Source organism: Metabacillus litoralis, assembly GCF_020524045.1.
In the GTDB taxonomy this organism is placed as follows: domain Bacteria; phylum Bacillota; class Bacilli; order Bacillales; family Bacillaceae; genus Metabacillus; species Metabacillus litoralis_C.
Genome location: NZ_JAIVKL010000002.1, coordinates 392,914 through 406,234, shown reverse-complemented (window position 1 = coordinate 406,234; position 13,321 = coordinate 392,914). Strand labels below are relative to the sequence as shown.

Here is a 13,321-nt window from a genome sequence, read left to right as displayed (position 1 = left end):
ATTCGTTAAAAAAAACAAATTTATAGATGTATCACAAATTAACATGTCGTGGTAAAATAGAGGTATAAAACTTGTTTGTAAAAAAATAGCATCTAAGTAAAGAGATTGAACTATTTTTTCGGCAAATTCAAAATTAAAGGAGTAGAAGTGATGATGTCTAATGAGCCTTTAGATTCATCTATTAAAGAAGCATTTTCTGAGATCTATAAAGACATAGATAAATTAGTCTTTATAGCGAACAATGCAAACGTCTTTAATCAAAACGAAGTTAGTAGAATTGAAAAAGGAATAAAACAAAATGTGAAGGCAATAGAATATTTATTAATCAGTCAAAAAACAAGAACATAAAATGGACCTTCATTTTATGTTCTTGTTTTCAGAAATGAAAATAGTTAGATAGATTACGATATCAATGATAAAAGCTACTTTGTCTTAGCCTTTGTATGATGTGAAAATTTTAGAGTATAAACATGTACATTTATGGCAAAAATAAAAAGAGGCGGAGAATTCTCCAACCTCTGTGAGTTCATATGTTTATGGTTTAAATCACTTCTTGTAGAATTGTGATTATAACTTTGAAACGTTAGCTGCTTGAGGTCCGCGGTTACCTTCTACGATTTCGAAAGAAACTTCTTGACCTTCTTCTAATGATTTGTAGCCGTCACCTTGAATAGCTGTGAAGTGAACGAATACATCGTCGCCACCCTCAACTTCGATAAATCCAAAACCTTTTTCATTATTGAACCATTTTACTTTACCGTTTTGCATAGTACTTAATCCTCCTAATACTGTAGCACAGGTGGTGCTAAAAAAATTTTATCATAAACAGAATATGATATGTACAAAGATGATTTGGTTACAAAGAAGTTATTATATATATTCAAATTAATGATGCTTTAACTATACATCAGACTTGTAAATTTCGTCAAGACTAAGAAGGGAACTTTAACAAAACTTTCAGAAACTTTACATTTCATTTATTACGCTAATACTTTCAGGAAAACTAGCATATAATGCATAAAAACCTTGGGGGTATATTAGGCATGCGCAAATTTTATATACAAGGACAAGAAATGATATTAACTTGCAGTAGAAATGTTGATTATGAGGGATTTAATAGAGCGTATGAAAAAATATGCAATTTAGAAAAACAATATTTACAGATTGAAAAAGCAACGGTTATCATTCTTGTAATAAATAATAATAATGAGCATTTTGTTATTGAAAGAATGAATACAGATACATTTACTTTACATATACATTATCATATCTTAAGAGAACAAGTTTACAATTTATAAAAATGAATCTCTGATTAATTTAGATCTAGATAACTAGCTTCTACTAGTGGGGATATAATTGGTTTTTAAAATCAAACAGCTCAAATTTCTTTAATCAACATACTGATAAAAAAAACTAATTAATTTAAACATGACAAACAATAAAGAAAAAATGAGGATAAATTAGTAAAAATTCAGAAAATAATATCAATAACTGAATATATAATGAATTTGTCGTAATAAAACTAGTTTTCTTTTTTGAAAAAAGGTTTATAATTATGGTAATACTAATGTAGCTTATTACTATGCTACACAAGATGAGTGTTTTACATAATCATCTTCTAAATGATAAAGCTACATTTGCTAATAGGAAAGGGGAATGTATAGAAATGGTAGAAAAGTCTTTTGTAATTTCACATGAAGCGGGGTTACATGCTCGACCTGCAACAGCATTAGTTAACGCTGTAAATTCATTTACATCTGATGTAAATCTAGAAGCAAATGGACGTACAGTAAATTTAAAATCAATTATGGGTGTTATGTCTTTAGGAATCTCTAAAGGTACAAAAATTACAATTTCTGCTAGTGGTAGTGATGCAGAGGCAGCATTAGAAGCTGTTGAAAGAGCTATTACTACAGAAGGTTTAGGCGAGTAAATAAGCTTAGGCACTTTGCTAGATTTGAAATAGCATAATGAGTGAAATAGGAAGGTATCGTTCTATTTCCAAATTACGTATTGGCTCATGATCTAGAGATAAGGAAGTTATTTTCCCTCTAGTTTTGGTGAATCATTCAGATTGTTTCTAATTTTTAAAAAGCGGGCAACAGTACAAACTGTTGCCCGCTTTTTCTATTCTTTTCTTGTTTTATCTCTTTGATCTTTGTTTCTTTTGTTACCTTTGCTATTGTCCCCAGGAATATGTTCTTCAGCTAATTCTAATTCAAATAGATTCTTTTTTGGTGAGTTTTGATTCTCGCTACCTTTATTGTTCTTTTTGGTCATAAATAAACCTCCTGATCAATGATTAAATGACAATACTTACATGAGTTTATTCTGATCTTTGTCAGTGGAAATATTCATGAATAAAAGTCGTATTGAAAATTTTAAAATGTTGTGTATGGATACTTTGTTGGTATGAACTAAATTTAATTTCCAACTCAAGTATCATAACCATCTAATTAGCTGCATCAGTCAGACAATGAGTTCCAGAAACTCAACAATCTTCTTTTTGATAAATCCAAAATAAAAGTCAGATCATGATCAACTGGACTCAAGATCTGACTTTTATTTTATAGTTGAACGGCATTAGAGGGGTTTAGTTTATTTTGTAATTTATGTGATCGATGAACCCATCCTGTATATGAGGAAATGATCTCGTGGTGATTATTAAATTTAGCTACAGCCATATAGGGATAATGGTTTTTATGACGAAAACGCAGGTCCATCCAGCGCACTTCAAACTCCTTGTTACCTGGAATGATCATTGCATGAGTATGATTTGAGTTAGCAAGAAAGTGAACAATATTCTTATCATTTAGTGAAGCTTTTATTTTAGGGCAGTTAGGATCATGCTTATTAAATTGATGAACCCATAAAATGGTTTTACCTTTAAAGGAACCTACGTGGTATGTTGATTCGGATTCAATAACTATATCCCATTTATGTATCCATATTGTAGGTATAAGTGTATAATCACCATCAAAGTTAGCGACTTTTTTGACAAAGCTACGTACTTTCCTAGATATAATATATCGACTAGCTACGTAAAGAATTAAAAAGATATAAACATAGGCAAAAATAGTCCCTGGAAAATACCCTATACTCCAAAAGAAAAAACCGACTAAGTGAATAAGGTAGATAAAAGGGTCAATTAAGGGTAAAAAATTTAATGATAGCCACTTTTTTGTAAAAGGTCTTCCTGCCTGTGTTCCATATGCATTCATTACATCGAATAAAATATGTAATAAAACAGCTAAAGATGTCCAAACAAGTAAAGGTGATAAACTGATATTCTTACAAAAAAAGAAAATAATACATGAAACTAACAAAGGCCACATAATTAGAGCTGGTAGGGAGTGTGAAGCACCTCTATGATGCTCAATATACATTCCGTTTCCTTTGACTAATTTAATTATATAATCAAAATCAGGTGCATTTGAACCTAATACAGTTCCGAATAAAATGGCAGTAGCAAGTGAAGGATCTGATGAAACAGCAGGATCAAGATAAGCTAGACCTGCTAAACCAAATCCCATTGTTATATGAGTACTTGTATCCATTTTAAGCCTCCAGGTAAGTAGATAAACACTTTCACCCAAAAAGATTATTTAGTAGTTTACAGAACCAATCATCAGTTTCTTATCTCTAATATATGATGCTTCTTTAATCATATCATCTAATATTAAATCGGCTGATTGAGGAACATGAATTTTTTTTATGTTTTCTTTCATTCGTCTTAATCTTTTTTCATCAGCAAGAAGACTGTTTACTTCATTAAAAATGTCTTCTACTTGATTCACAATAATTGCAGCTTTTTTCCCCTCAAAATAAAGAGCATTTTCTTTTTCTTGCCCAGGAACAGGTTTATAGAGAATAACGGGAACTCCTAAAGCAGTTGCTTCAGTTAATGTAATTCCACCTGGCTTTGTTATCATGCACGAAGCTATACGGTATAGCTCATCTATTCTTTCTACATAGCTCAAAACTTTAATTTGCTCTGGATAGTTAGCAGAAAGTGATTCTAGGCTTTCCTTTAGGAGTGAATTATTTCCACATACAACAACTGTTTGGATATTAGCACTTTTGGAGATAAATGCTTGACATAGTTCCTTTACATTCTTTAAAACACCATGTGCACCAGCCATGATTAATAATGTTTTTTTAGTAGGATCTAGGTTGTATTTTCCATAGATTTCTTTTGTGCAAAGAGATTGTTGGAATTGTGAGCGTATAGGAATACCTGTCACTTTTATTATACTTGGGTGAATTCCAATTTGAATAAGTTTTTCTTTGACATTGTGAGTTGCAACATAATATTTATCAATGTTTTCATGGACCCATATTCGGTGTAAACAAAAATCTGTTAGTACGTTAAATGTCGGAATAACTGTACCAGTTTTTCGACGATATTCTGGAACCACAATCATAGGAAAGGTATTTATTATCATATCAGGTTGTTCATTTTTTACGATTTGATGTAATCGTTTGTGACCCATCTTAAAATATAAATTCATCATACGTTTGTTATAAATTTTATCAACTCCGTAATAAAAGAGACGATAAAACTGTTTACCTATTGAGAAACTCTTCAAATAAAGGTATTGAGTTATCTCAGAAAATATAGGGAAGGATTCAGAGTAAAGATTACATACTACAATTTTCTCAAATCCAAGTTCTTTGCATTTTTTCTCCAAAGTTTTGGCAACTTGGACATGACCATTACCATACTTCGCTGTTAAAATTAATACCTTTTTCAACACATTCACCTCAATCTAATCAGAAACAGTTCAATAAGAAACCAAAAACAGTTCATAATAATTTATATGTATCTATGAACTGAATTTGTCTTAAAGATTACCATATAAATGTTATTTATTTATAAAGCATTTATTAAGTATTTCTTAAGATGTAAAAATCTTGTAAAACATATTGAGATTTTGAAGGCGAATCAAATCAAAAAGTATGTTTCTTACGTTTACGGTCAAACCGGGTAACTTAATTAATCTTAATCCCAAAGATAAGGTGTTTCTTGGTAAACATAATAATTTAACCAATTAACGAATAATAGATATGCATGTGATCTCCAACAATGAATAGGCTGCTTATTTGGATCATTGTCTTTGAAGTAGTTTTCAGGAATGTTTATGTCTAGGCCTCTAGCGATATCTCTATCATATTCATCTTTTAATGAAGTTAATTCATACTCCGGGTGACCTGTAAGGAACACTTGTTTACCATCACGCGACATAACTAAGCATACTCCAGCTTTTTCAGAAACAGAAAGAATTTGCAAATCTGAAACTTGTTCGATTTGTTCTTTATAAACGTCAGTATGTCTTGAATGTGGTACAAAATAATGATCATCAAAGCCTCTCAATAATTTTACTGTAGGATCAATAATCTCATGTTCAAAAACTCCAAAGCATTTTTTTTCCAGTTTATACTTATTTACGCCATAGTGATGGAAAAGTCCTGCTTGTGCACCCCAACAAATATGTAAAGTTGAAGTAACATTTGTTTTAGACCAATCCATAATTGTTTTTAACTCATCCCAATAAGAGACATCTTTAAATTCTAAATGTTCGATTGGTGCACCAGTAATGATCATTCCATCATATTTTTTTTGTTGTATATGTTTAAAAGTAGTATAAAATTCCTTTAAATGCTCGATCGTAGTGTTTTTTGACTTATGTGTTTCAGGTCTTAAAAAAGTAATATTTAACTGTAAAGGTGAATTTCCAAGTAATCTTAATAACTGTGTTTCTGTCTTCTCTTTTTCAGGCATGATGTTTAAAATAACAATGTTTAACGGGCGTATATCTTGTGAATAAGCTCTTTTTTCATCCATAATAAAAATGTTTTCTTGTTCAAGTATTTCCTTTGCGGGTAAATGATTTGGTATATTAATTGGCAATAAAAGCACCTCCATATTTTTATGTAGACTTTGTTATGCGTTGTTGTTGTTGATTTCCGTTATAGTCAGTCGCAAGGAAAAAATAATACGTTTTTCCTAGGAGAGAATATAAAGATGTCAAACTGGTGGCTCTTTTCAAATGAAGTCTGTTTGATACTCATTTTTGAGAAAAAAATTTAATCAGGAGTCTCATCTATCCGTTTCAACCAACAAACTTAAATATTAACGCTAAGTATGAACATAGCTCTTTTGTAAATAAAATTAGTAAGCTCTGTGTAGAAATAAAACAACAAAACATCTTGGTTTTAGATTTTCTTAATTCCTTAACTATCAAAGATGCTTTTTAAAAGCTCTCTTAAAGTTGAAGTTAACTATTAATAATTAAAGTATTTGAATAGCTAATAAACTATTATAGAAAAATTAGAAAAGTTTTTCAATTCAAATTTTTTCACCAAAGTATCATTTACCTTAAATTTCAAATACGCCGAAGCGTAAATTGAAGGTTCCTATTCTATTTATGGTAAAATATTCTGAATGGAAAAAATCAATAAGGTGGGGAAATTTGTGGAGCATCATAAAATAAAATCAGATATTGAAATCGCACAACAAACACCTCTTATTTCGATACAAGAGATTGCTGATAATTATTTGGATCTTCGTGAAGATGAAATAGAGCTGTACGGAAAATATAAAGCAAAACTTTCTTTAACTATTTTAGATAGGTTAAAGGAGAAAGATCCTGGAAAAGTCATTTTAGTCACGTCGATAAATCCTACACCAGCAGGTGAGGGGAAATCAACAGTTACTGTGGGGTTAGGACAGGCTCTTAATCAACTTAATAAAAAAGCAATTATCGCGATGCGGGAACCGTCTCTTGGTCCTACTATGGGGTTGAAGGGAGGAGCAACTGGTGGGGGATACTCACAAGTGATTCCAATGGATGAAATAAATTTGCATTTTACTGGAGATCTTCATGCAATTACGACAGCAAATAACGCATTAGCTTCTTTTATTGATAATCATATCCATCATGGAAATAAATGCAATATTGATCCAAGGAGAATTATTTGGAAAAGAGTTTTAGATTTAAATGATCGTGCGTTAAGAAATATAACAATTGGTCTTGGTGGGCCTGCAAATGGAGTACCACGAGAAGATCATTTTGATATAACTGTCGCATCAGAGATTATGGCGGTTTTATGTTTAGCAGATAGCCTTACAGACCTTCGTGAAAGACTTTCAAAAATTGTTATTGGTTATACATATGAGAACTTACCAATCACTGTCAGTGACTTAGGATATGAAGGTGCTCTTACATTAATATTAAAGGAAGCAATTAAGCCAAATTTAGTTCAAACAATTGAACATACACCTGCTATTATTCATGGAGGACCATTTGCAAATATAGCGCATGGTTGTAATAGCCTATTGGCCACAAAAATAGCATCAAAGTTAGGTGATTATGTAGTAACTGAAGCTGGTTTCGGAGCCGATCTTGGTGCTGAAAAATTCCTTAATATTAAAGCAAGAAAAGGTAATATTAAGCCGTCGGCAGTTGTTATTGTAGCAACAATTAGAGCTTTGAAAATGCATGGAGGAGTTAGTAAGGAGCAGCTTAAGGAAGAAAATGTGGAAGCACTACTTAATGGCGTAGCAAATCTTAAGAAGCATATAGACACAATAGAAAGTTTTGGGTTGCCTTATGTAGTTGCAATCAACAAGTTTATTACAGACACAGATGGAGAGATAAGAGCGCTCTTGGATTGGTGTGGGGAATACGAACATCCTTCTGTTCTTTGTGAAGTGTGGGAACATGGTGGTAAAGGTGGAATTCAACTAGCGGAAAAGGTTCTTAATGTAATCGATCAGAAGCCGAACAATTTCCGTTTTCTTTATCGAGAAGAAGATACGATCAATCAAAAAATCTTTAATATTGTTAGTAAGGTATATGGTGCAACAGGAGTTCAATATACATCGAAAGCAAAAAAACAAATGGAAGAATACGAAAAGTATGGGTGGGGGGCTTTTCCAATTTGTATGGCCAAAACTCAATATTCGTTAACAGATGAAGCTACAATACTAGGAAAACCCGAAAACTTCACTATTACAATTCGTGAATTCAAAATTTCTCGTGGGGCAGGTTTTATTGTTGCTTTAGCTGGAAACATTATGACAATGCCAGGATTACCTTCCAAGCCAGCTGCTTTATTAATGGATGTGACAAATGATGGGAATGCTACAGGTCTATTTTAAGATTGTTTTTTAGTTTGTCGTTCTAGTGGTAATAAACAACTATAAGTTTGCTCACGGTCTATAATTTAGGCAGTAATTTGAAAAAGTAGCTTACTCAATAGGAGGTAAGAATGTTTGATCCAACTGTATTTGATAACCTGAAAGTAGTAATAGAAGGATATATCTATGACTTGGACTTAGGAAATGAGATTTCAATTAGACACCGTAGTGATGTTGTAGATATGGCCACGATGTCTCGGAAATATTCTATTCACTTTGTAAGTGACCATTTCAGAAGTACATATGTGAAAATTGATATTAATATGGATCAGCATCAGTTAGCAGGTGAACTTTTGCAAACGATTAATAACCCAGGGTGTGTTGTTTCACTAACATTCGTTGAAGAAAGTCAATCACAGGATTATGATGTTTTCTTTTATAAGAAATTGAAGAGAAATTGGGCAGAGAATCATGATGTCAAATTAATTGTCATTAAAGAACAATCAAAATCATCAATTAAACACATTCATAAGTATCAAATAAACTTCGCTACATTGTTTGGTGAAGATGACCTTGAAGAGCTTTTAAATATTGTCGATTCTGCAATTCTTTTGTTAAGAATGAAATCTATGAACTAACATACTATTTCTTGTGTCTTTTCTAATAACATGTGATGATTAAGATAATAATGGAGGGATAAAATGAGTATATACAATTTTGAAGTTGAAACAATTAAAGGTGAAAAGAAAACTTTAGAAGAATATAAAAATCAGGTTTTGTTAATCGTGAATACAGCTAGTAAATGCGGGTTTACACCACAATATAAGGAGCTACAAAAGTTATATGATGAGCTAGGAGGAGAAGGTTTTACAGTTCTAGGTTTTCCATGCAATCAATTTATGGGTCAAGAACCTGGAGAGAATAACGATATCGAAAGTTTTTGTGAAATAAATTATGGGGTGAAATTTCCAATGCACTCAAAAGTTGATGTGAATGGTGAAAATGCTCATCCCCTTTTTGTAGAGCTAGCTTCACAGGCCCCCGGATTACTTGGAAGTAAAGCAATCAAATGGAATTTCACAAAGTTCTTAGTTAACGCGAAGGGTGAAGTAGTTGAGAGGTTTTCTCCTAATACAAATCCTAGCGAAATTAAGCCGAAAATAGAAAAATTGCTAAAGGAAGTCTAATCATGGACTTCTTTTTTTCTGCGTTTTAGAAATATTAATTAGTAGCTGTGGATAAGTAATGAGTTATCTAGTTTTAGCACGCTTATTCTTTCCTTATAATAGTCAGATTAATTAATATCTAATTCCAAATAAATTTCGTTTATAGATCACTATGTTTTGCGATAAAATCATTTAACCCTTCAATTTTGTTTACTCACTCTAAAATTAAAAAGTATTGAATTTGGTTTTTATGGAGAGGAGTAATTTTATATACTTTATAACCAATGCTTAATAATTGAGATAAAGTTTCTGCACAATGATAGCGTGGTCTTTCAACAGGTGCATGATAACTTTTGTAAAGTTGTTTAAATGTATTTCCATCACATTGAATTAATATCACATGTTTGCCAGTCCAAGGCTGACCAATCGTTAATTGTGGATTTCGATGAAATTTCATACATAATCTCCTTTTATTTAATAAGCTTTGTTAAAGCTCAATATTGGATTTTAGCCACTTGTAGATCCGATTGAAGATATGAGACCCTTGGCTTAGAGAAGGGTGTGAAAGGTAGCGAACTATAACTACAACAGAAATTAGCCACCATATTTAACAGAGCCTGATTGGTATTAAATAACAAAAATTACCGAATTATAAGGATTCTTTATCACATTATATTTATGAATAGGAGAAATGTGAAATGGACAAAAAAGTAACTATAGCAGCAATTGAAAATTATGTTTATAACAAACTTATAAATGAAGGAAGCGGTCATGATTGGTGGCATATTGACAGAGTACGGAAAAATGCACTTAAAATAGGAAAGCTCGAACATGCTAATTTGTTTACTGTTGAACTGGCAGCGTTGTTACATGATTTAATAGATGACAAGCTCGCAGAAGAAATAAAGATTTCTCCAGATGATGTACGGTCTTTATTAAAAAAGCAATTTGTTTATGATTCAGTAATAGATGAGGTCCTTTCTATTATTCAGAAAATTAGTTTTCGTTCTAATATATCGCGAGAATTTTTATCACTCGAAGGTATGGTTGTTCAAGATGCTGATCGTTTAGATGCTATTGGTGCTATTGGTATAGCTAGGACGTTTGCATATTCAGGATCACGAGGACAACTGATATATAATCCAAGTAATAAACATGGAAAAGATGCAATCCAACATTTTTATGAAAAATTATTAAAATTAAAAGATTTAATGAACACTGATACAGGTAAAATGTTAGCAAATAAAAGACATGAGTTTATGGAATTGTATCTAGAAGAGTTTTATCACGAATGGGGAAGTAATGAATAAAATGGTTTTTAACAGAGGCATTTGAAAAAAATATTGTTAATTACCTTTAAAAATAGTCAATAAAAAGACGCAAGAATAATAAGAATTTTAAATCTTGCGTCGAAATAATCTATTAAATTATTGCGGTTACTAAGAATTTGGAATTCTTTTTGCTCCAAGATAACGTTCCTTCCAGTAACTGTTTGATAAATCGCTAATCGTTACTCCTCGTGAAGAACTTGTATGGATAAATTGTCCGTTACCTAGATAAATTCCTGCGTGTGATGGTCCAGGCTTGTAGGTTTCAAAAAATACGATGTCACCAATTCCAATCTTTTGTACTTCTCTAGAGTAATTCCACATTTCATTGACAGTCCGAGGTAAAAGGATATCTGCTTTTTCAAAAACATATTTAATAAAGCCACTACAATCAAAACCAGAGGGTGAAGTACCACCCCATACATAAGCTGTTCCTAAAAGAGACTTAGCAACAGACGTAACTGAGGAATTTACCTCCGTAGTTTGGGCTGCTTTCACTTTAACAGTTTTTAGTGTTTTCCCTTTTTTGTTTCTGTTAGAAAGAAGATGAATTTGAGTAGGTGTGTTTATTTCACCAGTTACCTCTAGGTTATTCTTTTGTTGATATTCTTTTACTGCTGATAAAGTTAATGGACCATAAATACCATCGATTTGCCCATTGTAATAGTTTAAGGTTTTCAACTGTTGCTGAAAAGGTTTTACTTCCTCAGTTTGATCACCCAATCTAAATTCCTTTGTAGAGGAATTTAATGTTGTTAGCTTTGTTAATGTTTGTTTACCAACGATCCCATCGACCTTTAAATGGTGTAGTCGTTGGAATTGTTTGACTGCGTTTTCTGTTTTCTTTCCATAAACAGCATCAATTGATCCATTGTATAAAGTGAGTTTCGTTAGTTTAGTTTGAACATTTTCAACAACTTGACCGATATGACCATACCTAACAATTTGAGTTGTTTCAATGGAAACATGTTTATCTTCATTTTGATCTGTAGAAATGCCTGCTTTAACTAGAGAAGGTCCACTAAGCATAATTCCAGCAGCTACTGATGAAATGACAAATGCTTCTTTCGCCGAGCTTGCTATTGACATACTTTGTCTCTCCTAACATGAATAAAATATAAAACAATGTCCCTAAAGGATACTGTGAAATTAAAATATTATGACAAAATCCTTGTTCATCCACCAGTAGTAGACAAGTTGAAACCTAATAATAGCAAGTGAAGAATAGGCTATGTTACAATATCGTTACGAAAACAAATGAAAGAGGAGTGACAGAATGAAGATAAAATCAATTGAACCTACTCCTAGTCCTAATACAATGAAAATACTTTTAACAGAAGAGCTACCTTCTGGTAAGAGTAACAATTATAAAAAGGATCAAGCGAGTGAAGCACCTCTTGTAATTAAGGAAATTCTTGAGGTAGAGGGTGTAAAAGGAGTCTACCATGTTGCTGATTTCCTAGCAGTAGAACGTAATGCGAAATATGATTGGAAAGATATATTAGCAGGAGTTCGTCAAGCTTTTGGAGAAGGTATAACAGAAGAATCAAATGATCGATTAGTTAGTGATGACGCATTTGGTGAAGTGAAAGTATTTATTCAAATGTTTAATAATATCCCTATGCAAGTGAAATTAACCGACGGTATCAAAGAACAGAGGTTTGGACTTCCAGATCGTTTTAAAGAAGCTGTATTGAATGCACAGCAAGATAATGAAAATGTAGTATTAGATCGTCAGTGGAAAGAGAAGGGTGTAAGATATGGCGATCTAGAAGATATCGGAAAAGAAGTTGTTGATGAAATAAATGCTGCTTATTCTGATGAGCGATTACAAAAACTTGTTAATGAAACAACTGGAAAAAGTGATAAAACAAAATTAATGAGAACATCATATAAAGTAACTCTAGACATGTTAAATGAAGATGATTGGACAAAACGATTTGCTCATTTGGATCAGATGAATCCTTCTGAAGAAGATCTTGAAGTTTTAGAGAAGGCGCTTGATGATGAAAAAGCATCAATTAGAAGGTTGGCAACAGTTTATTTAGGAATGATTGAAAAACAAGATGTACTGCCGCTTCTGTATAAAGCTTTAAAAGACAAATCAGTGACTGTTAGAAGAACTGCTGGAGACTGTTTATCAGACATAGGTGACCCATCAGCAGCGACAGCCATGATGGAAGCTCTTAAAGACAAAAATAAACTTGTTAGATGGAGAGCTGCAATGTTTTTATTTGAAGTAGGAGATAATCAGGCTCTACCTGCTTTAAAAGAAGCAGAAAATGATTCTGAATTTGAGGTAAGTATGCAAATAAAAATGGCGATCGAACGTATAGAAGGTGGAGAAGAAGCAAAAGGATCTGTATGGAAACAAATGACAGAAAGTAGAAAAAGCTAAACATAAGATCAATAGAGTGGCTGGGACATAAGTATTAAAGCTAATGATAAACCCGAATTATTAGGTGGGATATCAATTAATCATTCGCCTAATAGTTCGGGTTTTTATTTGCTGTTATCAATAGTTTTTTTGATTTTGCGTAATAATTTTAACAACTAGTGGAATAGAGCGGAAGTCACTCGACTCCTACGGGAATTGAGGAAAGGCTGAGACCCCGCAGGCATGCCGAGGAGGCTCAGTTTCCTCCCCGTGGAAAGCGAGTGGCTGCAGCGCAATGGAACGAACT

The 13,321-nt window shown here is 32.4% G+C and carries 15 protein-coding genes; 8 read left to right on the top strand and 7 right to left on the bottom strand.

Features of this window, described 5'->3' with window-relative positions:
• Nucleotides 1–150 precede the first annotated feature (150 nt).
• Nucleotides 151–348 carry a hypothetical protein gene (locus LC076_RS05370; RefSeq protein ID WP_226666770.1) on the top strand — a complete coding sequence of 66 codons (198 nt, stop codon included), beginning with the start codon at nucleotides 151–153 and terminating at the stop codon, nucleotides 346–348.
• Between the two features lie 219 nt (nucleotides 349–567).
• Here the strand turns inward: LC076_RS05370 and cspD are convergent, their stop codons facing one another.
• Nucleotides 568–768: a cold-shock protein CspD gene (gene cspD, locus LC076_RS05365; protein ID WP_146946074.1), complete on the bottom strand. Its 201-nt coding sequence runs from the start codon at nucleotides 766–768 to the stop codon at nucleotides 568–570.
• 275 nt (nucleotides 769–1,043) lie between these two features.
• Between cspD and LC076_RS05360 the strand changes: the two genes are divergently transcribed.
• Both LC076_RS05360 and LC076_RS05355 read left to right on the top strand, forming a co-directional pair.
• On the top strand, nucleotides 1,044–1,298 hold the full coding sequence (locus LC076_RS05360; RefSeq protein ID WP_226666769.1) for a hypothetical protein: 255 nt from the start codon (nucleotides 1,044–1,046) through the stop codon (nucleotides 1,296–1,298).
• A 368-nt stretch (nucleotides 1,299–1,666) separates the two neighbouring features.
• Nucleotides 1,667–1,933: a phosphocarrier protein HPr gene (locus tag LC076_RS05355; RefSeq protein ID WP_226666768.1), complete on the top strand. Its 267-nt coding sequence runs from the start codon at nucleotides 1,667–1,669 to the stop codon at nucleotides 1,931–1,933.
• 194 nt (nucleotides 1,934–2,127) lie between these two features.
• Here LC076_RS05355 and LC076_RS05350 read toward each other — a convergent pair whose 3' ends face one another.
• From LC076_RS05350 to metA, 4 genes are all read right to left on the bottom strand, one after another.
• Nucleotides 2,128–2,280 carry a hypothetical protein gene (locus tag LC076_RS05350; RefSeq protein ID WP_226666767.1) on the bottom strand — a complete coding sequence of 51 codons (153 nt, stop codon included), beginning with the start codon at nucleotides 2,278–2,280 and terminating at the stop codon, nucleotides 2,128–2,130.
• Between the two features lie 287 nt (nucleotides 2,281–2,567).
• Nucleotides 2,568–3,557: a metal-dependent hydrolase gene (locus LC076_RS05345; RefSeq protein WP_226666765.1), complete on the bottom strand. Its 990-nt coding sequence runs from the start codon at nucleotides 3,555–3,557 to the stop codon at nucleotides 2,568–2,570.
• A gap of 48 nt (nucleotides 3,558–3,605) precedes the next feature.
• A complete protein-coding gene (locus LC076_RS05340; RefSeq protein WP_226666764.1) occupies nucleotides 3,606–4,763 on the bottom strand; it encodes a diglucosyl diacylglycerol synthase in 1,158 nt (385 codons plus the stop codon).
• A gap of 239 nt (nucleotides 4,764–5,002) precedes the next feature.
• Nucleotides 5,003–5,911: a homoserine O-acetyltransferase MetA gene (metA, locus tag LC076_RS05335; protein WP_226666762.1), complete on the bottom strand. Its 909-nt coding sequence runs from the start codon at nucleotides 5,909–5,911 to the stop codon at nucleotides 5,003–5,005.
• A 564-nt stretch (nucleotides 5,912–6,475) separates the two neighbouring features.
• Between metA and LC076_RS05330 the strand changes: the two genes are divergently transcribed.
• The 3 genes from LC076_RS05330 to LC076_RS05320 all read left to right on the top strand — a co-directional run bounded on the left by LC076_RS05330 (nucleotide 6,476) and on the right by LC076_RS05320 (nucleotide 9,330).
• Nucleotides 6,476–8,164, top strand: coding sequence for a formate--tetrahydrofolate ligase (locus LC076_RS05330; protein WP_226666760.1), 1,689 nt, complete (start codon nucleotides 6,476–6,478; stop codon nucleotides 8,162–8,164).
• A 110-nt stretch (nucleotides 8,165–8,274) separates the two neighbouring features.
• Nucleotides 8,275–8,781: a hypothetical protein gene (locus tag LC076_RS05325; RefSeq protein ID WP_226666759.1), complete on the top strand. Its 507-nt coding sequence runs from the start codon at nucleotides 8,275–8,277 to the stop codon at nucleotides 8,779–8,781.
• Nucleotides 8,782–8,844: 63 nt separating this feature from the next.
• A complete protein-coding gene (locus LC076_RS05320; RefSeq protein ID WP_226666758.1) occupies nucleotides 8,845–9,330 on the top strand; it encodes a glutathione peroxidase in 486 nt (161 codons plus the stop codon).
• A gap of 193 nt (nucleotides 9,331–9,523) precedes the next feature.
• Here the strand turns inward: LC076_RS05320 and LC076_RS05315 are convergent, their stop codons facing one another.
• Complete coding sequence (locus LC076_RS05315) at nucleotides 9,524–9,766, bottom strand: hypothetical protein (RefSeq protein ID WP_226666757.1); 243 nt, start codon at nucleotides 9,764–9,766, stop codon at nucleotides 9,524–9,526.
• A gap of 241 nt (nucleotides 9,767–10,007) precedes the next feature.
• Here LC076_RS05315 and LC076_RS05310 point away from each other — a divergent pair, with 241 nt between their 5' ends.
• Nucleotides 10,008–10,619 (top strand): HD domain-containing protein, encoded by a 612-nt coding sequence (locus tag LC076_RS05310; protein ID WP_226666756.1) that lies wholly within the window; start codon nucleotides 10,008–10,010, stop codon nucleotides 10,617–10,619.
• Between the two features lie 129 nt (nucleotides 10,620–10,748).
• On the opposite strand, the gene LC076_RS05305 is transcribed toward LC076_RS05310, so the two are convergent.
• Nucleotides 10,749–11,726, bottom strand: coding sequence for a peptidoglycan-binding protein (locus LC076_RS05305; RefSeq protein ID WP_226666755.1), 978 nt, complete (start codon nucleotides 11,724–11,726; stop codon nucleotides 10,749–10,751).
• A gap of 187 nt (nucleotides 11,727–11,913) precedes the next feature.
• Between LC076_RS05305 and LC076_RS05300 the strand changes: the two genes are divergently transcribed.
• Nucleotides 11,914–13,035: a conserved virulence factor C family protein gene (locus LC076_RS05300; protein ID WP_226666754.1), complete on the top strand. Its 1,122-nt coding sequence runs from the start codon at nucleotides 11,914–11,916 to the stop codon at nucleotides 13,033–13,035.
• The last annotated feature ends 286 nt before the right edge of the window (nucleotides 13,036–13,321 follow it).